This is a genomic window from Streptoverticillium reticulum, assembly GCF_047456005.1.
GTDB classification, from domain to species: Bacteria; Actinomycetota; Actinomycetes; order Streptomycetales; family Streptomycetaceae; genus Streptomyces; species Streptomyces reticulum.
The window spans coordinates 1,165,269-1,183,389 of record NZ_CP179755.1; the positions used below are offsets into that span (position 1 = coordinate 1,165,269).

An 18,121-nucleotide genomic window follows, 5' to 3' on the forward strand; every position below is an offset into this window, starting at 1 on the left:
TCGCGCCAGGTGGTGCAGCAGGCATGGCAGGAACTCCAACGGGAGGGCCACACCGAGGGCATGCTGATGCCCGGGGTCCTCTCGGTCACCGCGAAACAGGGCAAACGCCTGCGCGCGGAGCCGATCGCCCAGCTGTACGAGCAGGGGCGCGTGCATCACGTCCGGCAGTGGCCGGCCCTCGAGCAACAGATGGTCCGATGGGTCGCCGGCATGGACAGCCCGGACCGCATGGATGCCGCCGTCCACGCGCTGACGCAGCTCGCGGACCCGATACACAGCGCGGTCGGGTCCACCTCGTACCACGATGGCCGGTTGTCCGGACGGCGATGACCGCGAAGGAGGCGTGCACCCTGCGCCTTCGGCCCGGCGCTTCGCGGCATCCTCGTCGGCCTTCCGCATCCGGGCTACGACGTCCGGGTCACGCCCACCACCTCGTCGGGAAACTGGTTCGCGCCCGTCGTGTCGATGCCGTACTGTTCAGCGTACCGACGCGGGGTGGAGCAGCTCGGTAGCTCGCTGGGCTCATAACCCAGAGGTCGCAGGTTCAAATCCTGTCCCCGCTACTCTCACGTGAAGGCCCGGCAGATGCCGGGCCTTCACTGCATCCGGGTCCGGTCACGGGCGTAGTGGCCTTCCTGGAGCCGGAGTTGCCGCGCTGCACGGTCAGCCGGGTATCTGCGGTACCGGCCCAGCCCGGCCTGAGAAGACGGGCCGGGCGCTTGCTAAGCGGTTACGGCGAAGTCGCTTGCTGATCCTTCTCGTGCACGAGTCCTCGGCCAGGTCGGGCCGGGAAGGACTGGCGGCGCACTTCACCGGTTCCGTTCAGGCGCGGAATGAGCCGGCGGGATCTATTACGGGGTTCTTACCGGCACCCTCGTCGCCGGTGCAACGCGCGGCAGGCGGGGCGATTCTGTGTCCCTGTCGGCCGCGGTGTGGCGGCTCTGGCGAACGGAGGACGGGATGCGGTTATCCATTGACCGGAGACAGGGCGGAGGGAAGGACGGTGGGCGGGCCTGGTCACGGGCCGGGCTGGCCCGGCTCGTAGCGGGCGCCGTGGCGATGGCCCTTGCGATCGTCGGGCTGGCGCTCGCGGCGGCCACGTCGGCGAGTGCGGCGCCCCCGCCGCCGAACACGCTGGAAGACGTCCAGGCCGCCACCTACAACATGCAGGGCGCCGGCACCGGCGGCAACACCAACAAGTGGACCGAGGACCTGCCGCAGCTCCTGGGCCAGGGCTACAACATGATCGCGGTCCAGGAGGCCGGCCCCGGGCAGGTGGTGCCGGGAACGCACATCCAAACGATCGCCACCGGTGGCCCACAGAACGTGGAGGTCTACCGGTGGAACCGGGGCACCCAGCACGCCCCGGACATCGCCTACATCTACTACCTGCAGACGGACTTCGGCGGCAACCGGGTCAACCTGGGCATCGTCACCCGCTGGCGAACCCAGCAGATCGTGTACGCCCCGACCGCCGGGGCGCGCCCGACGTTCGGGGTGCGGTACGGCAACGCGACGTTCTGGACCGCGCACGCCGACTCCCGGGGCGGGCAGCCGAACAACGCGGAGTCCACGCTCCAGGCCATCCAGGCCGCGGCGCCCGGCGCTGACTGGCTGGCCATGGGTGACTGGAACCGGGATCCCGATGTGCGGCCGGTCGCAGCACCTGCCGGAGCCGTGCAGTACCGCAGCGGTCAGCCCACCGTCGGCTTCTACAGCGACCACCCGTCAGAGGCGGACTACATGTTCACCGGACGGCCGCTGGCCGTGGGCGCGCTGTACGAGGGGCAGCGGCTGAACGCGATGAGCAGTGACCACGCCCCGGTGGGCCTGCTGCCGCTTCCGCTGCGGGCCGCGGCCGGGGCGGTCGAGCTGCGCAGCGTCAGCAACGACGAACGCCGCCTCGCGGTCCCGGGCGGCTCCACCACCGACCAGACGGACCTGATCACCTACCGCGCCTCCAGCCGTACCGGTGGGCGGGCGGCGGTGCCCGCGGCGGGTCCTGAGCAGACGTGGCGTCTGGTGCCCCTGTTCAACCTGCCGGCTTTCGCGGTGGTCAACGAGCAGACCGGCAAGTGCCTCGACGTCCACAACGGCACCGCGCAGAGCCGGGACACGGTCGACGAGTACACCTGCGCGGGCCAGGCGACCCAGGAGTGGATCTTCAAGCCGTCGCCGGACGACTCGGCCACCGGGATGCTCGTGAACGGCTACCACTCCAGCAGCTGCCTGGACGTCCTCGGCGGAGCCACCGGCGACGGCACGGCGGTCGGCATCTACGACTGCAACCGCCTGACCAACCAGGAGTGGGAACTGGCGAACCGGCAGTCGTCCACCATCGCCAGCGTCAGCAACGGCAAGCGGCTGCTCGATGTCGAGGGCGCTTCCCGGGACAACGTCGCCCACGTGGTCACCTACACCGCCAACGGCGGCGCCAACCAGCACTGGCACCTCGATGCCAGCGGCCCTGGCACCTTCACCGCCATCAACGAGGAGTCCGGCAAGTGCCTGGACGTCCACAACGGCACCAGCGCGTCCGCGGGTGACTGGGTCGACCAGTACGACTGCGCGGGACAGCCCACACAGAACTGGCAGCTTGTACCCGGGCCCAACGGCTCCGTGCACCTGATGAACGCCTATTCCCACTGGGATCTGGACGTGCTGGGCAACCTGACCGGCGACGGCCGCTGGGTCGGCGTCTACCTGGACAACGGCCAGACCAACCAGCTCTGGACCTTCCTCAGCTGAGCGGAGCCGGTGAGGCTGATCGTGTGGGGCATGGCGTCCTGTGGGAGGGACGCCATGCCGAAGGTGCTGCGTGTCGCACTGACCGAAGGTCAACGCCATGACCTGCACGTGCTGTTGGCCCGTCGCGACCTGACCCGCTATGCCCGGCAGCCCGCCGAGTGCATCCGCCTTCTCGGCCACGGCCGGACCATCGCCGACGTCGCCGGCTTGCTGGGGTGCAACCCGGTCACGGTCCGCGCCGCGATCCACCGCTTCGAGAAGGGCGGGATCGCGGCGCTGCCCGATGCCCCGCGGCCAGGCAGGCCGGCGAAGCTGATTCGTCGAGGTAAAGCTGACACAGGCGCGGATCACGTCCGGTGCGGTCGGCCAGGTGCCGGGCCCGGTTGGTGGGATTGACGGCATCGAGGCGGACGACGCGGTCCTCTGCCTTGGACACGATCTTCTGGGCGACCACCAGGACGTCGCCGTCGGCGAGGTCGTGGCCGTCGGCGGCGACCTTCACAATGAGGGCGCCCAGGTCGTCGCCGGGCGTGATGTGGGGATGCCGGGCAGGGCCCGGAGCGTCATGTCCCAGCCGCTCAACGCTGGTCTCCTATCGCTTTGGAGTAGACATGGTGGGAGCCAGTATCAAGCTGGGCGCCGGTGGTGGGTGCGATTTGCGCTCCGGCGATGATGGCCCGAGCCTTCCGTCGTTCAGAACTCCATCCTTCGTACGACGGCCGGGCGCGACACCCCATCAGCACCGATGACGTTGACCACGCGGGCCTCGCCCTCCCGCCACGGCTCAACCTCGACCACGGGGCACCGGAGTCTGCGCCAGCATCCGGCACTCATCCGAACCGGGTCTGTGAAATCGCATCGTGGCACGCCTTCCCGATCCGTGCCCCTTGCAGGTGCGATCCCCTCCCCCGATCCAGGCGGCCTGAATGATCAGCCCGCCTCAGGGTTGCAGCTCGCATTCTCACGGGCCGTGCAGCCGAATCGCCGGAGCCAGGTCATCCCGGCCAGCACAGAACCGCGCCGCGTCTGCCTTCAGGAATCCGATCGTCGGGTCATCGCTCACCCGCACACCGTGGCAGCCCTGCCCACAGTCCGTCAAAAGTTTTGACAGCTGCGCCGGTTCTCTGTTCTGTTTCTATTGGGGCCCATGTCCCGGGCGACCCGTTCCCGTTCCCGGTGCGCGGTCAGCCTCTCGACCTGCCTGCGTGCGGCCCGCAGGTGACCGATCGTGAAGTTGAGCGCGAAGACGGTGCCGAGTGCCGCGGTCACGCCGACGAGGAGGGCCACCTGCGCCCAGGCCACCTCTCCCCGGGCGAGGCGCATCCAGACGATCTGCCCCAGCACTGTGACAAGGCCGAGCAGCAGCGCATGTCATCTATGGCCTGAGGCCACACACGACACTGCCCATGGCCACGAGCGAATGAATGTCCAAGTTCGGTCATGCAGACCCTCGTGGACCCGGTCATCGAGCAGGGGCGATGCATCGCCACCCGCTACGAGAAGGCCGCAACCATCTACCCGGCCGGACGTCACATCGCAGGCGCCTTCCTCTGCCGCCCGGTGATCCAAACGCAAGTTCGTAGAGAAATTTGTGAGACGTCCACCCTCGGCGAACAGCAAAAACGGCCTCTGACCTGGGACTTTTAGTAGATCACCAGAACCCGTCCCCATTCTAACGAGGTGTACGTCCTGTACATTTTTTACAGACGCGAGGGCCCACCTGGCCCGGCCCCTGGGAGGCATGCCATGCATCGACCTACTACAGCCCGTTATGTCCTGCCGGAGTTCACCGAGCGGACGAGCGACGGCACGCGGACGCTCGACCCCTACTCCAAGCTGCTCTCCGAGCGGATCGTCATGCTCGGCACGCCGGTCGACGACACGGCGGCCAACGACGTGATCGCACAGCTCACGCACCTCGAACACGCGGCGCCCGAGCGCGGCATCTCCCTGTACGTCAACTCGCCCGGCGGCTCCTTCCCCGCCATGTGCGCCGTCTACGACACGATGCGCTTCATCGGCTGCGACATCGAGACCGTCTGCCTCGGCCAGGCCGGCCCGGTCGCGGCCGTGCTGTGCGCGGCCGGCACCCCGGGGCTGCGGCTGGCGCTGCCGCACGCCCGGTTCGTCGTCCAGGAGCCCGAACTCCCCGAGCCCGTCCAGGGACAGCCCTCCGACCTGGCCCTCCACGCCGAGGAGGTGCAGCGCCACCGCGACAGCCTCGTGGGGATGCTGGCGCTGCACACCGGGCAGGGCGAGGAGCGGATCCGGCGGGACATCGACCGCACGACCGTCTTCGACGCCGCGGGCGCCGTGGCCTACGGCCTGGCCGACCACGTCGTCGTGAACCGCGGCCGGCAGTCCGCGCAGCCCGGGGCCAGGTGAGGCGGATGTGGCCGCCGGAACTGCCGCCGCTGCCCGCGCTCACCCGGGCCGAGGGCGAAGTCGTGGACCGTTATCTGGAAGTACTGGATCTCCTCGGCCGGATCAACCCATCGCGCACGCGCCACACGTACGGCGGGCTACGAGCCGCGCAGACGCTCGTGGTCGCGGCCACCGGACTGCGGGACGCCCTCGTCCTGATGTACGAACGGGGCGAACGCGAGGTGCATTCGGGCACGCTGGCGCGGGCGTTGCGGGTCCTCGACGGTGAACGCCGGGCACAGAAAGTGATGTTGCCGCCCTCGGGGGCGAGCGGATGAGCGAAAACCTTCAGGACCCCATTTCCCGCCGACGGCGTAGGGAACCGTAGACGGGCGGCGGTGATCATTCCGATCACCGCGCGCACGTCGCGCTCGCGGGCGGAATCGCGCCGCAGGTGACGGTCTCAGCACGGATTTTCCGCCATGGTCAAACCGCCCTGCGTCCACCGGAATTGCCCAGAGGTGACGAGGCTCACATAGCACGGTTTCCGCTCGGCGTGGCCGTCACCTCTGCGTCAAGATCCCTCCGACGACAAGACCCCGCCACCACGGCGGGGCGGTCCGGGCGGACGCCGAACCCTGCCGCCGCCCGGGCGACCGGTCGACACGAGTGCACCGGCAGGGATGGAGGACCCGAGCACGACGGGACGGCGGGACCGTCCCTTGGGGTGAAGCCGCCCAGGCGGCCGGGCATTCTTCGCCTGCCCGAACCCGACAGGTCATCCTTCACAGGCGGCTGACGAAGGGTTTGGCATGGGCGCTCACAAACGTCCTTCAAGGCTGTCGAGGGGTAAAACCGCATCGGCCCTGACCCTCGCCGCAGTCGGAGCCACGATGTTCCTGCCTGGCGGCGTCAACAAGGCCGACGCCTCGACCATCTCCGACCGGGCGCTGCAGATCGCCGAGTCCAAGGCCGGCGCCCCCTATCAGTGGGGCGCGACGGGACCATACCGCTTCGACTGCTCGGGGCTGACCCTCTACTCCTTCAAACACGCCGGCAAACAGCTGCCGCGCACCGCAGAGGACCAGTACAACCGCACGGAGCACATCCCCGCTTCGGTTCGTGAACCCGGGGACCTGGTCTTCTTCCACCACGGCGGCTACGTCTACCACGTGGGCATCTACGTCGGGGGCGGCAGGATCCTGCACGCCCCCCACACCGGCTCGGTGGTCCGCCTCGAACACATCTGGACCAGGAACGTCTGGTACGGACGCGTCGACGACTGAGAAGCGACGGGGAACGACGGCACTCCGGGGCGCGCACCGCGGGCGCGCCCCGGACGCACGGATCACGCGATCACACGGATCAGGCGGCGGAAGCCGTCCACGGCAGGCGGATCCACACCGTCTTGCCCCCGTCGGGGGTGGGGGTGACGGAGAGCCCGCCGCCGCGCTCCAGGGTGAGGGCGCGGACGATGACCATGCCCCGGCCGTTGTCCTGCTGAACGGCCACGGGCAGCCGCCGGGGGTGGCGCGGGTGACTGTCCGTGACGCCGATGCGCAGCTGCTCCTCCCGCTCCAGCCGGACCTCCACCGTGAAGGTGGGCGACTGGCCCCGGGTGTGCTGCACGGCGTTGGTGACGAGCTCGGAGACGATCAGCCGTACCGCGTAGGCGGCGTCGGAGCCGTCCGGGAGGCCCCATTCCGCGAGCACGTCCGCGACATAGCGACGGGCCGTGGCGACCGAGGCCGGGGCGCTCGGCAGAGTGACGGTTGCTTCCTGGTGGTCTGCCATGGCGCTGTCCCTTTCCCGCCGGGACGGACTCCGACCGCATTGTGCAGGGAAGTCGGGAACGGAACCGGCGGCTCTGCGCGACAGCCTGCCACTGATAACGGCCGGGATGGGAGCGATCCACCGGGATATGCATATATCTGTCGCTCGAAGCGGTGAACTCTGCTACGGGAGACCGGATTTGGAACCACACTGGTCCCGTGACTCCGGCATGTGAACGAAGCGCGCAGTGACCGTGGCGTGAAGGTCTCACCACGGCCGGGCGCGGGGAGGGATGGGCTGATGCGTTACGGACCCGCGGTGCGCCGCCGCAAGCTCGGTGCCGAGCTGCGCCGCCAGCGCGAACTGACCGGGATGACCAGCCGGGAGGCCGCGGGAGCGGTCGGCTGGCACCAGTCGAAGGTGAGCCGGATCGAGACGGGCAGCAGTGGCGTGAAGCCGTCGGACGTGGCCCGGCTGCTGGACGCCTACCGCGTCTCGGACCCCGAACTGCGGGCGCTGCTGGGGGCGCTGTGCGGTGCGGGGTCCACGGATGCGGCCGGGGCCCGGCGCGGCTGGTGGTACGCCTACCGCGACCGGCTGCCGGCCGCCTATCTCGACTTCATCAGCCTGGAGTCGGAGGCCTCCGGGGCGCGCACCCTGGAGACCACGGTGGTGCCGGGACTGCTGCAGACCGCGGCCTACGCACGGGCCGTGACCCGGGCGGCGCTCGGCGATCCCCCGGAGCAGCGCGTGGCGGAGCTGGTGCAGGTGCGGCTGGCGCGGCAGTCGGTGCTGCGCGGGGAGCGGCCGCTGGAGTTGTGCGCGGTGCTCGACGAGGCGGTGCTGCGGCACGAGGTCGGCGGACCGGAGGTCATGGCGGAGCAGTTGCGGCAGTTGCTGCGCACGGGTTCGCTGCCGCATGTGCGGCTGCATGTGCTGCCGTTCTCCCGGACCAACCATATCGGCATCACCGGGCCTTTCGTTATCTTCTCATTCCCACGCATTGCCGATCTGGACGTGGTTGTTCTGGACCACTTGACGAGTAGCCTCTATCTGGAGCGGAAAGAAGACCTCCGGGCGTACGGCTCCGCCTTCACCACGCTCCGGGCGCACGCCCTCTCGCACGAGAACTCGTTGGATTTCATCGCCGGGATCGCCGGGAACGGCGTCGGCGGGTGAGGAGTTCAACATGTCCGCAATGCCGCGGATCGCTCCCTCTCATGCGCCACATTCAGCACGTTGCCCTGCACACCTTTCGGATTGGCACCGCAGCAGCTACAGCACCGGAATGAACAACTGCGTCGAAACGGCCACGATCGGGCCGGGGTTCCTCGCCGTGCGCGATGCGCAGCGCACGAGGGGCCCCGCCCTGCTGTTCACCCCCGCCGCCTGGACCCGCTTCGTCTCGGGCCTGAACGGCGGGGCTCTCCTCGAACTCTGACCGCTGCCAAGGGATTCAGACCGCCGGAGCGGTCCGTACGACCGTTCCGGCCGCCAGGGCGACCTCCGCGTCCGACAGGTCCGCCCGGGCGGTCAGCCGCAGCCGCGAGATGCCGTCGGGCACGGACGGCGGCCGGAAGCACCCAACCGCGAGCCCGGCCTCCCGGCAGTCCGCCGCCCACTGCACCGCCGTCTCCGGCGACGGGGCCTGCACCGAGACCACCGCCGCGTCCGGCCGCACCGCCCCGAGCCCGGCCTCCGTCACCTGCCGGTGGATCTCCCGGGCCACGGCCCGGACCCGGTGCGCGCGCTCCGGCTCCCGGCGCAGCACCCCGAGGGCGGCCAGCGCGGCGCCGGCCGCCGCGGGGGCGAGACCGGTGTCGAAGATGAAGGTGCGCGCGGTGCTGACGAGGTGGGCGATGACCCGGGCCGGGCCGAGCACCGCACCGCCCTGGCTGCCCAGCGACTTCGACAGGGTGACCGTGGTGACGACGTCCGGCGCGCCCGCGAGCCCCGCCGCGTGCACCGCGCCCCGGCCGCCCTCGCCCAGGACGCCGAGCCCGTGCGCGTCGTCGACGAGCAGGGCGGCACCGGCCTCCCGGCAGACGTCCGCGAGGGCGGGCAGCGGGGCGGCGTCACCGTCCACCGAGAAGACGGAATCCGTGACGGCGAGGGCCCTCCCGCCGTGCGCGGCAAGGGTCTTGCGGACCGCCTCGGGATCGGCGTGCGGGACGACCGCCTTCTCCGCGCGCGCCAGCCGGCAGCCGTCGATGAGCGAGGCGTGGTTGCCCTCGTCCGAGACCAGCAGCGTGCCGCTGCCGACGGGCCCGGACAGCGCGGTGACGGCGGCCAGGTTCGCGGCGTAGCCGGAGGAGAAGACCAGCGCCGCCTCGAAGCCGCAGAACTCCGCCAGGTCCTCCTCCAGCCGGGCGTGCAGCCCGGTGCTGCCGGACACCAGCCGGGAGCCGGTGGCGCCCGCGCCCCACACCCGGGCCGCCTCCGCCGCCGCCCCGGTGACCTCTGGGTGCCGGGACAGGCCCAGGTAGTCGTTGCCCGCGAGGTCGGTGGGGGACGCACCGGCCTGCCGGGGCCGCAGGGTCCGTACCAGCCCCGCGGCCCGCAGCCGCTCGTGCTGGGCGTCGATCCAGTCGAACGGGTCCCGGTCTGCTCGGTGCATGTGCGTCCTCTGCGTCCTCGGTGCCGAAGTGGGTTTGCACCGCAAGGTAGTCGCCGGGGGGCCTGTCGCGGGATGTGGTGATACACACACGTGAATCGGCCCGTCTTGTGCGATCTCTCCTTGGCCGGAACGGGTGGCGTGAGCAAGGATCTCCGCCATGGACCTGCTGAACACGCTGGTGGAGAAGGGGTTGCGGCGCGAGCTGCCGACCCGCGAAGAGGCCCTCGCCGTGCTGGCGACCTCCGACGACGAACTGCTCGATGTGGTGGCGGCGGCGGGCAGGGTGCGCCGGAAGTGGTTCGGGCGGCGGGTGAAGCTCAACTACCTCGTCAACCTCAAGTCCGGGCTCTGCCCCGAGGACTGCTCGTACTGCTCCCAGCGGCTCGGCTCCGAGACCGGGATCCTCAAGTACACCTGGCTGAAGCCCGAGGACGCCTCGAAGGCGGCGGCCGCGGGGGTGGCCGGCGGCGCCAAGCGCGTGTGCCTGGTCGCCAGCGGCCGCGGGCCGACGGACCGGGACATCGACCGGGTCTCGAAGACCATCGAGGCGATCAAGGAGCAGAACGAGGGCGTCGAGGTGTGCGCCTGCCTCGGCCTGCTCTCCGAGGGCCAGGCGGAGCGGCTGCGCGACGCCGGCGTGTACGCCTACAGCAACAACCTCAACACCTCCGAGGCGACGTACGCCGACATCACCACGACGCACACCTACGCCGACCGCGTCGACACCGTGCGCAAGACGCAGGAAGCGGGCATGTCGGCCTGCTCCGGGCTGATCTCCGGCATGGGCGAGACCGACGAGGACCTCGTCGACGTGGTCTTCTCGCTACGCGAGCTGAACGTCGACTCCGTACCGGTCAACTTCCTCATCCCCTTCGAGGGGACGCCGCTGGCCAAGGAGTGGAACCTCACCCCGCAGCGCGCGCTGCGCATCCTGGCGATGGTGCGGTTCGTGCACCCGGACGTGGAGGTGCGCCTGGCGGGCGGCCGGGAGATCCACCTGCGCTCGCTGCAGCCGCTGGCCCTGCACCTGGCCAACTCGATCTTCCTGGGCGACTACCTGACCAGCGAGGGCCAGGAGGGCAGGGCCGACCTGGCGATGATCGCGGACGCGGGCTTCGAGGTGGAGGACATGGACACCACCACCCTGCCCGCCCACCGCTCCGACGCCGCGGGCTGCGGCGGCGGGAGCTGCGGTCCGTGCGGGGACGGGGACACGGAGCCGGCGGCACAGGCGCAGGCCGCACCCGCGGCACAGGCCGAGCCCGACGAGGCCCGCACCGACCTGGTCGCCGTGCGCCGCCGGGGCGCGGGGACGGACCTGCCGCCCAATGCCTGAGCCCCTCGCTCCCGAGCGGCTGCTGGCCCTCGACCGGCAGCACGTCTGGCACCCCTACGGCCCGATGCCGGGCCGGCAGGAGCCGCTGATCGTGGAGTCGGCGTCCGGCGTCCGGCTGCGGCTGGCGCAGCCGGTGCACGGCGCGGACGAGCTGGTCGACGGGATGTCGTCGTGGTGGGCCGCCGTGCACGGCTACAACCACCCGGTGCTCAACGAGGCCGTCCAGGCGCAGTTGGGGCGGATGAGCCATGTGATGTTCGGCGGGCTCACCCACGAGCCCGCCGTGCGGTTGGCCGCCCGGCTGGTGGAGATCGCGCCGGAAGGGCTCGAGCACGTCTTCCTCTCCGACTCCGGCTCGGTGGCGGTCGAGGTCGCCGTCAAGATGTGCCTGCAGTACTGGCGTTCCGTCGGGCGGCCCGCCAAACGGCGCCTGATGACCTGGCGCGGCGGGTACCACGGGGACACCTGGCAGCCGATGGCCGTGTGCGACCCGGACGGCGGGATGCACGAGCTGTGGTCGGGGGCGCTGCCGCGGCAGGTGTTCGCGGACGCGCCGCCGGCCGGGTTCGACGCCGGGGCCGACCCGGCGTACACGGCACACCTGCGGGAGCTGATGGAGCGTCACGCCCATGAGCTGGCCGCGGTGATCGTGGAGCCCGTGGTGCAGGGCGCGGGCGGGATGCGCTTCCACTCCCCCGCGTATCTGCAGGTGCTGCGCGACCTGTGCGACGAGTACGACGTCCTGTTGGTGTTCGACGAGATCGCCACCGGATTCGGGCGCACCGGCGCCCTGTTCGCGGCGCGGCACGCGGGGGTCACCCCCGATGCGATGTGCGTCGGCAAGGCGTTGACCGGCGGCTATCTGTCGATGGCGGCGACGCTGTGCACCCCGCGGGTGGCCGACGGCATCTCGCAGGGCGAGGTGCCGGTGCTGGCGCACGGCCCGACGTTCATGGCCAATCCGCTCGCGGCGGCGGTCGCCAACGCGTCCCTGGACCTGCTGCTGCAGCAGGACTGGCGGACGGAGGTCAAGCGCATCGAGACCGGGCTGCAGGACGGGCTCGCGGAGGCGGCCGGGCTGCCCGGGGTCCGGGACGTCCGGGTGCTCGGGGCCATCGGCGTCGTCCAGCTCGACCACCAGGTGGACATGGCGGCGGCCACCCGTGCCGCGGTGCACGAGGGCGTGTGGCTGCGGCCGTTCCGGGATCTGGTCTACACGATGCCGCCGTATGTCAGCGGTGACGACGATGTGGCGCGGATCTGCGCAGCGGTGTGCGCTGTCGCGCGGGAGGGCTGAACCGCAGTACGTCGACTGCGGGCCGGCCGTGGCTGGTCGCGCAGTTCCCCGTGCCCCTTTGGGGCGCGGGTCGAGGAAAGGAGACATCCGATGTCGGTTCTGATCGTCTCGGGAACGGGCACCGAAATCGGCAAGACGGTGACAACCGCCGCCATCGCCGCCGCAGCCCGGGCGCAAGCCCGTACCGTCGCCGTGCTCAAGCCCGCGCAGACCGGCGTCGCCCCGGGCGAGCCCGGGGACGTCGCGGAGGTCGAGCGGCTGGCGGGAGCGGTGACGGGCGTCGAACTGGCCCGGTTCCCGGAGCCGTTGGCGCCCAACACGGCGGCCCGCCGCTCGGGCCGGGAACCGGTACGGCCGGCGGAGATCGCGCAGGCGGCGGAGGAGCTCGCGAAGGACCACGACCTGGTCCTGGTCGAGGGCGCGGGCGGACTGCTGGTGCACCTCGACGACGCGGGCAGCACGCTCGCGGACGCGGCGAAGCTGCTGGACGCGCCCGTGCTGGTGGTGGCCCAGGCGGGCCTCGGCACGCTGAACGTCACCCAGCTCACCGCGGAGGCGCTGCGGGCGAGGGGCCTGCGCTGCGCGGGCGTCGTGATCGGCAGCTGGCCCGCCGAGCCCGGGCTGGCCGTGCGCTGCAACGTCGTGGACTTCCCCGTGGTGGCGGACGCCCCGCTGGCCGGCGCCGTCCCCGAGGGGGCGGGCGGGCTGACCCCGGAGGAGTTCCGGGCGGCGGCACCGGGCTGGCTGGCCCCGGAGCTGTACGGCACCTGGGACGCGGCCGTGTTCACCGGCGCCTCGTAAGCCCCTTCCTGCACAACTGCCCCGGCAGCACGGGACATTGCGGCGCGCCGACGGTGCCGAGGGTGCCGCACGGGGGAACAATCGCGGTAGCTGTCGTTCCCCCGGGAAGGGGTTGTGCCATGCCGCTCCGCAGCACCAGAACGCCGCACGACGCCGTGCATCACCCCGTCTTCGCACGGTTCTACGGAAAGTTCAGCCCGATCATGGATGAACGGGCCGGAATCGGTGCGCACCGGGACGAGCTGCTGGCGGGGCTCTCGGGCCGGGTGATCGAGATCGGAGCCGGGAACGGGCTCAACTTCGCCCACTATCCCGGGTCGGTCTCGGAGGTGGTGGCGATCGAACCGGAGCGCCGGCTGCGGCTGATGGCGGCCGAGGCGGCGGTCCGGGCCGGAGTGCCGGTGGACGTGGTGCCGGGGGCGGCGGAGGCACTGCCGGTCAAGAGCGAGGCGTTCGACGCGGCGGTGGTCTCCCTGGTGCTGTGCTCGGTGCGGGACGTGCGGCGGTCGCTGGCGGAGCTGCGCCGGGTGCTGCGGCCTGGCGGTCAACTGCGGTTCTTCGAGCACGGCCTGGCCGAGGGCCCGGCGCTGGCCTCCGTGCAGCGGGCGCTGGACCACACCGTCTGGCCGCTGCTGTTCGGCGGCTGCCACACCTCCCGCGACCCGCTGGCGGCGCTCACCGAAGCGGGCTTCGAACTGGGGAGTTACCGCCGTCTGAAGGTGCCGCAGACCCGGGTGCCCACACCGTCCTCGCCCTGCTTCCTCGGCACGGCCGTGCGACCCGCGGAGCCCGAACTGCGGCGCTGAGCCCGGGCCATGATCGACACGAGGAGCCGCTGAGGTATTCTCCCCCAAGATCGGAGGCGCCCTCCGGTACGCCGGAGGGCCAAGCACTCAGGGGGAGTTCATGACGCGCCCGTTCCGTTTCGGTGTCAACATGCTCGACATCGGCACCCGCGCCGCGTGGCGCGAGAAGTGCCGCAAGGCCGAGGCCCTCGGCTACGACGTCGTTCTCGTGCCGGACCACCTCGGCATGCCCGCCCCGTTCCCCGCGCTCGTCGCCGCGGCCGAGGCCACCGAGCGGCCGCGGGTGGGCACGTTCGTCCTCAACGCCGGCTTCTGGAACCCCGCGCTCCTGGCCCGCGAGGTGGCCTCGACCGACCTGCTCACCGACGGCAGGCTGGAGTTGGGGCTCGGCGCGGGCTATGTGCAGGCCGAACACGACAGCGCCGGGCTGCCGTTCGGCTCGCCCCGCGAGCGGGTCGACCACCTGGAGCGCACCCTCACCGAGGTGCGCCGGCTGCTCGGCGACCCCGAGCACGGGCCGGCGGCCGTCCAGCCGCGCGTCCCGCTGCTGGCCGGGGGCAACGGCAAGCGGGTGCTGCGGATCGCCGCGCAGCACGCCGACATCATGGCGTTCACCGGCGGGGGCACCGGCCCCGACGGGCAGCCGCGGCCCCTCGCCCCCGCCGGCCTGGCGGAGAGCGTCGCGGCCTTCCGGGCCTTCGAGGGCGACCGGGCCGAGCCCGCCGAGCTCAACTTCCTCGTCCAGATCGTGGCGGTCGGCGGCGACCCGCGCGTCAAGGCCCGCGAGCTGATGGGCTACCGCGAGGAGCTCGGCGTCGAGGACTTCCTGGACCACCCCTCCCTGCTGACCGGCTCGGTCAAGGAGATCGCCGACAGCCTCCGGGCCCACCGCAAGCACTATGGCTTCTCCTACTTCACGATCCTGGAGCCGTACCTGGAGGCCTTCGCCCCGGTGATCGAGGAGCTGCAGGGGAGCTGACCCACCGAAGGGACTTTGCCGATCCTTTACCATGGGGACATCCGTTCTTCTTCGTCACCGCGAAGGGTTGTCCCCGTGAAAGGTTGTGAGCGTCCGCCCATGGGCGATCATGGGACGGAGGTGAACCGATGACCGAAGTGCTCCTTCTGGTGCTCGCCCTGCTGCTGACGCTCGCCTGCGCGGTGTTCGTCGCGGCGGAGTTCTCCCTCACCACCGTCGAGCGCGCCGAGCTGGAGCGGGCCGCCGAGAACGGCGAGCGCGGGGCGCAGAGCGCGATCGAGGCCGTGCGCAGCCTGACCTTCCAGCTCTCCGGGGCCCAGCTCGGCATCACCGTCACCGGCCTGGTCATCGGCATGCTCGCCAAGCCGTCCATCGCCACCCTGCTCACCGGCCCCGTCAGGGCCCTCGGGCTGCCTCCCGTCGTGGCCTCCTCCACGGCCCTGATCCTGGGCACCGTGCTGTCCACCGTGGTGCTGATGGTCGTCGGCGAGCTCGTGCCCAAGAACTGGGCGATCGCCCGCCCGCTGCCGGTGGCGAAGAAGGTCGCGGGCCCGCAGCGCGCGTTCAGCACCGCCTTCCGCCCGCTGATCCGGCACCTGAACAACACCGCCAACCGCTTCCTGCACCGGATGGGCCTGGAGCCCGCCGAGGAGCTGGCCTCCGCGCGCGGCCCCCAGGAGCTCGTCGCGCTCGCCCGGCACTCGGCCCGGGAAGGCGCGCTGGAGAAGGACACCGCGGAGCTCTTCGTCCGCACCCTGAACCTGGCCGACCTGACCGCGGAGAACGTGATGACCCCGCGCGTCCAGGTCGTCGCCCTCGACGTACGGGCCACCGCCGAGGACGTCGCCAACGCCACGCGCGCGACCGGCCTCTCCCGCTTCCCCGTCCACCGGGGCGGTCTGGACACCGTCGTCGGCACCGCCCACATCAAGGACGTCCTGGCCGTGCCCGCCGACCGGCGCCCGCACCACCCCGTCGCCGAGCTGCTCCGCGAGCCCCTGCTGGTGCCGGAGTCGCTCACGGTGGACCGGCTGCTGGACCGGCTCTCCGCCAAGCGCAGCATGGCCGTCGTCATCGACGAGTACGGCGGCACGGCCGGCGTGGTCACCCTGGAGGACATCATCGAGGAGGTCGTCGGCGAGGTCCGCGACGAGCACGACCCCCACGAGCGCCCCGACCTGGCCCCGACCGGCCGGGACGCCGAGGGCCGCAGGGTCTACGACGCGGACGGCGCCGTCCGCACCGACGACCAGCTGGAGGAGATCGGGCTGCGCGTGCCGGAGGGCCCGTACGAGACCGTCGCGGGCCTGGTCGCCACCGAGCTCGGCCGCATCCCGGCCGAGGGCGACGTGATCCGCGTCGCGGGCTGGCGCATCGACGTCACCGACGCCTCCGGGCGGCGTGCCGCCCGGGTGCGCCTGACCGCGCCGCTGCCCGGGGAGGCGGACCGATGACCTTCGTGCAGTTGCTCATCGGGCTGGCGACCCTGGCCGTCAACGCCTTCTTCGTCGGCGCCGAGTTCGCGATGATCTCGGTGCGCCGCGGCCAGATCGAACCGCTCGCCGAGGACGACGACCGGCGGGCCCGCAGCGTGCTGTGGGGACTGCGGCACATCTCGGCCCTGCTCGCCGCGGCACAGCTCGGCATCACCCTGTGCACGCTGGTGCTCGGCGTGGTCGCCGAACCGGCCATCGCCACCGTGCTGCACCCCCTCTTCGACGCGGTCGGCATGCCGCAGGCGCTGATCCACCCGGTGTCGTTCGTCATCGCGCTGGCCGTCGCCACGTATCTGCACATGCTGTTCGGCGAGATGGTGCCCAAGAACGTCGCCCTCGCCGAACCCGTGCGCACCGCCCTGCTGCTCGGCCCGCCGCTGGTGACGCTCGCGCGCGCCCTGCGCCCGGTGGTCTTCACCGTCAACGAACTCGCGAACGGCGCCCTGAAGCTGCTGCGGGTCGAGCCCAGGGACGAGGTGGCGGCCACCTTCTCGGACGACCAGCTCGCCCGGATCGTCGCCGACTCCAGCGAGGCGGGCCTGCTCGACGCCCGCGCCACCGAACGGCTGCGGGACGCCCTGGAGCTGGGCAAGCGCCCGGTCGAGGACGTGGTGATGGAACTGGCGAAGGTCGTCTCGGCACGGCAGGGCATCACCCCCGAGGGGCTGGAGCGGCTCTCCGCGGCCACCGGCTTCTCCCGCTTCCCGGTGGTCGACGAGCAGGACCGGATCCTCGGCTACCTCCATGTGAAGGACGCCCTGGACGCCGAGCCGCGCGACGAACCCTTCCTGCCGGAGCAGATGCGTCCGATCGCCCGGGTCCGCTCGGACACCCCGCTCGACGACGTGATCACCGCGATGAGCGGCACGGGCGCCCACCTCGCGGCGGTCATCGGCGAGGACAGCCGGCTGACGGGGCTGGTCACGCTCGAGGACGTGCTGCGCGAACTGGTGGGCCGGCAGCCGTGAACCGGCGCCGCGCGCAGGCGTAGGATCGCCGGGTCATGCAGACGAATGCCACCTACACCAGCTTTGTCGCGGTCGGCGACTCCTTCACCGAGGGCATGTCCGACGGACTGCCGGACGGCTCGTACCGCGGCTGGGCCGATCTGCTCGCGGCCCGGCTGGCCGAGCGCGCCCCCGGGTTCCGGTACGCGAACCTGGCGGTGCGCGGGAAGCTGATCGGCCAGATCGTGGACGAGCAGGCGGCGTCGGCCGCCGCGATGGGCGCCGACCTGGTCACGCTGGTCGGCGGGCTCAACGACGTCCTGCGGCCCTCGTGCGACGTGGACCTGGTCTGCGCCCGGCTGGAGGAGGCCGCGGCCCGGCTGGCGCCGAGCTGCCGGCAGCTGGTGCTGATGCGCAGCCCGGGGCGGCAGGGGCCCGTGATGGAACGGTTCCGGCCCCGGATGGAACAGCTCTTCGACTTCGTCGACGGGCTGGCCGAGCGGCACGGCGCCCTGGTCGTGGACCTCTTCGGGGCCGAGGTACTGGGCGACCCCCGGCTGTGGGCCGAGGATCGCCTGCACCTGAACGCGGAGGGGCACCGGCGGGTGGCCGAGGCCGTGTGGCAGGCGCTGGGGCATGCGCCTGCCTTCGACTGGCGGGAGCCGCTTCCCTCCGCTGCCCGCGCCGGCTGGGCCGCGCGGCGGGCGTCGGACGCCCGCTTTGCGCGGGAGCACCTGCTGCCGTGGATCGGGCGGCGGTTGTCGGGCCGCTCCTCCGGGGACGGGCGGCCGCCGAAGCGGCCGGAACTTCTGCCGTACGTGTAAAAGTGCGACGTGTCCGTGGCTGGTCGCGCAGTTCCCCGCGCCCGTTCGGGGCGCCCCTGGTGAGGCGTCCGCTGACCGCGCCCCGAAGGGGCGCGGGGAACTGCGCGAGCAACCACGCACGGTCCGCGGGCAA

The 18,121-nt window shown here is 71.7% G+C and carries 19 protein-coding genes, 1 tRNA gene, 2 pseudogenes and 1 riboswitch; of the genes and pseudogenes, 18 read left to right on the forward strand and 4 right to left on the reverse strand.

What is annotated here, in order from left to right; all coding sequences use genetic code 11:
• Window positions 1–9: 9 nt before the first annotated feature.
• The 4 genes and pseudogenes from ACMATS_RS05270 to ACMATS_RS05285 form a co-directional block, all read left to right on the forward strand.
• Window positions 10–330, forward strand: a pseudogene (locus ACMATS_RS05270) (terminase, large subunit); the annotation flags it as partial.
• A gap of 159 nt (window positions 331–489) precedes the next feature.
• Window positions 490–563: transfer RNA gene (locus ACMATS_RS05275), tRNA-Met, on the forward strand.
• Between the two features lie 397 nt (window positions 564–960).
• Window positions 961–2,748, forward strand: a complete 1,788-nt coding sequence (locus ACMATS_RS05280) for an RICIN domain-containing protein (RefSeq protein WP_414167058.1) — start codon at window positions 961–963, stop codon at window positions 2,746–2,748.
• A gap of 54 nt (window positions 2,749–2,802) precedes the next feature.
• A complete protein-coding gene (locus tag ACMATS_RS05285) occupies window positions 2,803–3,144 on the forward strand; it encodes a helix-turn-helix domain-containing protein (RefSeq protein WP_414167059.1) in 342 nt (113 codons plus the stop codon).
• On the opposite strand, the pseudogene ACMATS_RS05290 reads toward ACMATS_RS05285, so the two are convergent.
• Together ACMATS_RS05290 and ACMATS_RS05295 are read right to left on the reverse strand one after the other, a co-directional pair.
• Window positions 3,119–3,250 (reverse strand): annotated as a pseudogene (locus ACMATS_RS05290) (coenzyme F420-0:L-glutamate ligase); the annotation flags it as partial. The gene ACMATS_RS05285 and the pseudogene ACMATS_RS05290 overlap by 26 nt on opposite strands.
• A gap of 593 nt (window positions 3,251–3,843) precedes the next feature.
• A complete protein-coding gene (locus tag ACMATS_RS05295; RefSeq protein ID WP_414167060.1) occupies window positions 3,844–4,092 on the reverse strand; it encodes a hypothetical protein in 249 nt (82 codons plus the stop codon).
• Window positions 4,093–4,188: 96 nt separating this feature from the next.
• On the opposite strand from ACMATS_RS05295, the gene ACMATS_RS05300 reads away from it, so the two are divergent.
• From ACMATS_RS05300 to ACMATS_RS05315, 4 genes are all read left to right on the forward strand, one after another.
• The gene (locus ACMATS_RS05300) at window positions 4,189–4,395 is read left to right on the forward strand and encodes a hypothetical protein (protein ID WP_414167061.1); all 207 of its coding nucleotides are present in this window, start codon (window positions 4,189–4,191) and stop codon (window positions 4,393–4,395) included.
• Between the two features lie 99 nt (window positions 4,396–4,494).
• Window positions 4,495–5,133, forward strand: a complete 639-nt coding sequence (locus ACMATS_RS05305; RefSeq protein ID WP_390778607.1) for an ATP-dependent Clp protease proteolytic subunit — start codon at window positions 4,495–4,497, stop codon at window positions 5,131–5,133.
• A 5-nt stretch (window positions 5,134–5,138) separates the two neighbouring features.
• Entirely contained in the window at window positions 5,139–5,450 is a 312-nt protein-coding gene (locus ACMATS_RS05310) for a hypothetical protein (RefSeq protein WP_390778606.1), read from the forward strand.
• 281 nt (window positions 5,451–5,731) lie between these two features.
• Window positions 5,732–5,921, forward strand: a riboswitch (cyclic di-AMP (ydaO/yuaA leader).
• Between the two features lie 3 nt (window positions 5,922–5,924).
• Complete coding sequence (locus ACMATS_RS05315) at window positions 5,925–6,398, forward strand: C40 family peptidase (protein ID WP_336413639.1); 474 nt, start codon at window positions 5,925–5,927, stop codon at window positions 6,396–6,398.
• A gap of 79 nt (window positions 6,399–6,477) precedes the next feature.
• Here the strand turns inward: ACMATS_RS05315 and ACMATS_RS05320 are convergent, their stop codons facing one another.
• Window positions 6,478–6,906 (reverse strand): ATP-binding protein, encoded by a 429-nt coding sequence (locus tag ACMATS_RS05320; RefSeq protein ID WP_390778605.1) that lies wholly within the window; start codon window positions 6,904–6,906, stop codon window positions 6,478–6,480.
• A 279-nt stretch (window positions 6,907–7,185) separates the two neighbouring features.
• Here ACMATS_RS05320 and ACMATS_RS05325 point away from each other — a divergent pair, with 279 nt between their 5' ends.
• Complete coding sequence (locus ACMATS_RS05325) at window positions 7,186–8,064, forward strand: helix-turn-helix domain-containing protein (protein WP_414167062.1); 879 nt, start codon at window positions 7,186–7,188, stop codon at window positions 8,062–8,064.
• A 10-nt stretch (window positions 8,065–8,074) separates the two neighbouring features.
• Complete coding sequence (locus ACMATS_RS05330) at window positions 8,075–8,326, forward strand: DUF397 domain-containing protein (RefSeq protein WP_390778603.1); 252 nt, start codon at window positions 8,075–8,077, stop codon at window positions 8,324–8,326.
• Window positions 8,327–8,341: 15 nt separating this feature from the next.
• On the opposite strand, the gene ACMATS_RS05335 is transcribed toward ACMATS_RS05330, so the two are convergent.
• Window positions 8,342–9,502, reverse strand: a complete 1,161-nt coding sequence (locus ACMATS_RS05335) for an 8-amino-7-oxononanoate synthase (RefSeq protein WP_414167063.1) — start codon at window positions 9,500–9,502, stop codon at window positions 8,342–8,344.
• A gap of 157 nt (window positions 9,503–9,659) precedes the next feature.
• Here ACMATS_RS05335 and bioB point away from each other — a divergent pair, with 157 nt between their 5' ends.
• The 8 genes from bioB (at window position 9,660) to ACMATS_RS05375 (ending at window position 17,988) form a co-directional block, all read left to right on the forward strand.
• The gene (bioB, locus tag ACMATS_RS05340; protein WP_390778601.1) at window positions 9,660–10,838 is read left to right on the forward strand and encodes a biotin synthase BioB; all 1,179 of its coding nucleotides are present in this window, start codon (window positions 9,660–9,662) and stop codon (window positions 10,836–10,838) included.
• Complete coding sequence (locus ACMATS_RS05345; protein ID WP_414167064.1) at window positions 10,831–12,135, forward strand: adenosylmethionine--8-amino-7-oxononanoate transaminase; 1,305 nt, start codon at window positions 10,831–10,833, stop codon at window positions 12,133–12,135. The genes bioB and ACMATS_RS05345 overlap by 8 nt, the downstream gene beginning before the upstream one ends.
• Before the next feature lie 90 nt (window positions 12,136–12,225).
• Window positions 12,226–12,936: a dethiobiotin synthase gene (gene bioD / locus ACMATS_RS05350; RefSeq protein ID WP_414167065.1), complete on the forward strand. Its 711-nt coding sequence runs from the start codon at window positions 12,226–12,228 to the stop codon at window positions 12,934–12,936.
• Window positions 12,937–13,055: 119 nt separating this feature from the next.
• Window positions 13,056–13,742 carry a class I SAM-dependent methyltransferase gene (locus ACMATS_RS05355; RefSeq protein ID WP_390778598.1) on the forward strand — a complete coding sequence of 229 codons (687 nt, stop codon included), beginning with the start codon at window positions 13,056–13,058 and terminating at the stop codon, window positions 13,740–13,742.
• A gap of 100 nt (window positions 13,743–13,842) precedes the next feature.
• Window positions 13,843–14,721 carry an LLM class F420-dependent oxidoreductase gene (locus ACMATS_RS05360; RefSeq protein ID WP_414167066.1) on the forward strand — a complete coding sequence of 293 codons (879 nt, stop codon included), beginning with the start codon at window positions 13,843–13,845 and terminating at the stop codon, window positions 14,719–14,721.
• 128 nt (window positions 14,722–14,849) lie between these two features.
• Complete coding sequence (locus tag ACMATS_RS05365; RefSeq protein ID WP_414167067.1) at window positions 14,850–16,175, forward strand: hemolysin family protein; 1,326 nt, start codon at window positions 14,850–14,852, stop codon at window positions 16,173–16,175.
• On the forward strand, window positions 16,172–17,185 hold the full coding sequence (locus tag ACMATS_RS05370) for a hemolysin family protein (RefSeq protein ID WP_414167068.1): 1,014 nt from the start codon (window positions 16,172–16,174) through the stop codon (window positions 17,183–17,185). The genes ACMATS_RS05365 and ACMATS_RS05370 overlap by 4 nt, the downstream gene beginning before the upstream one ends.
• A 35-nt stretch (window positions 17,186–17,220) precedes the next feature.
• Window positions 17,221–17,988 (forward strand): SGNH/GDSL hydrolase family protein, encoded by a 768-nt coding sequence (locus tag ACMATS_RS05375; RefSeq protein ID WP_414167069.1) that lies wholly within the window; start codon window positions 17,221–17,223, stop codon window positions 17,986–17,988.
• The last annotated feature ends 133 nt before the right edge of the window (window positions 17,989–18,121 follow it).

Excerpts from the sequence above, each read along its gene's own strand:
- ACMATS_RS05280 (WP_414167058.1), top strand. The coding sequence starts at position 961 with ATGCGGTTATCCATTGACCGGAGACAGGGCGGAGGGAAGGACGGTGGG.
- ACMATS_RS05285 (WP_414167059.1), top strand. The coding sequence starts at position 2,803 with ATGCCGAAGGTGCTGCGTGTCGCACTGACCGAAGGTCAACGCCATGAC.
- ACMATS_RS05300 (WP_414167061.1), top strand. The coding sequence starts at position 4,189 with ATGCAGACCCTCGTGGACCCGGTCATCGAGCAGGGGCGATGCATCGCC.
- ACMATS_RS05305 (WP_390778607.1), top strand. The coding sequence starts at position 4,495 with ATGCATCGACCTACTACAGCCCGTTATGTCCTGCCGGAGTTCACCGAG.
- ACMATS_RS05310 (WP_390778606.1), top strand. The coding sequence starts at position 5,139 with ATGTGGCCGCCGGAACTGCCGCCGCTGCCCGCGCTCACCCGGGCCGAG.
- ACMATS_RS05315 (WP_336413639.1), top strand. The coding sequence starts at position 5,925 with ATGGGCGCTCACAAACGTCCTTCAAGGCTGTCGAGGGGTAAAACCGCA.
- ACMATS_RS05320 (WP_390778605.1), bottom strand. The coding sequence starts at position 6,906 with ATGGCAGACCACCAGGAAGCAACCGTCACTCTGCCGAGCGCCCCGGCC.
- ACMATS_RS05325 (WP_414167062.1), top strand. The coding sequence starts at position 7,186 with ATGCGTTACGGACCCGCGGTGCGCCGCCGCAAGCTCGGTGCCGAGCTG.
- ACMATS_RS05330 (WP_390778603.1), top strand. The coding sequence starts at position 8,075 with ATGTCCGCAATGCCGCGGATCGCTCCCTCTCATGCGCCACATTCAGCA.
- ACMATS_RS05335 (WP_414167063.1), bottom strand. The coding sequence starts at position 9,502 with ATGCACCGAGCAGACCGGGACCCGTTCGACTGGATCGACGCCCAGCAC.
- bioB (WP_390778601.1), top strand. The coding sequence starts at position 9,660 with ATGGACCTGCTGAACACGCTGGTGGAGAAGGGGTTGCGGCGCGAGCTG.
- ACMATS_RS05345 (WP_414167064.1), top strand. The coding sequence starts at position 10,831 with ATGCCTGAGCCCCTCGCTCCCGAGCGGCTGCTGGCCCTCGACCGGCAG.
- bioD (WP_414167065.1), top strand. The coding sequence starts at position 12,226 with ATGTCGGTTCTGATCGTCTCGGGAACGGGCACCGAAATCGGCAAGACG.
- ACMATS_RS05355 (WP_390778598.1), top strand. The coding sequence starts at position 13,056 with ATGCCGCTCCGCAGCACCAGAACGCCGCACGACGCCGTGCATCACCCC.
- ACMATS_RS05360 (WP_414167066.1), top strand. The coding sequence starts at position 13,843 with ATGACGCGCCCGTTCCGTTTCGGTGTCAACATGCTCGACATCGGCACC.
- ACMATS_RS05365 (WP_414167067.1), top strand. The coding sequence starts at position 14,850 with ATGACCGAAGTGCTCCTTCTGGTGCTCGCCCTGCTGCTGACGCTCGCC.
- ACMATS_RS05370 (WP_414167068.1), top strand. The coding sequence starts at position 16,172 with ATGACCTTCGTGCAGTTGCTCATCGGGCTGGCGACCCTGGCCGTCAAC.
- ACMATS_RS05375 (WP_414167069.1), top strand. The coding sequence starts at position 17,221 with ATGCAGACGAATGCCACCTACACCAGCTTTGTCGCGGTCGGCGACTCC.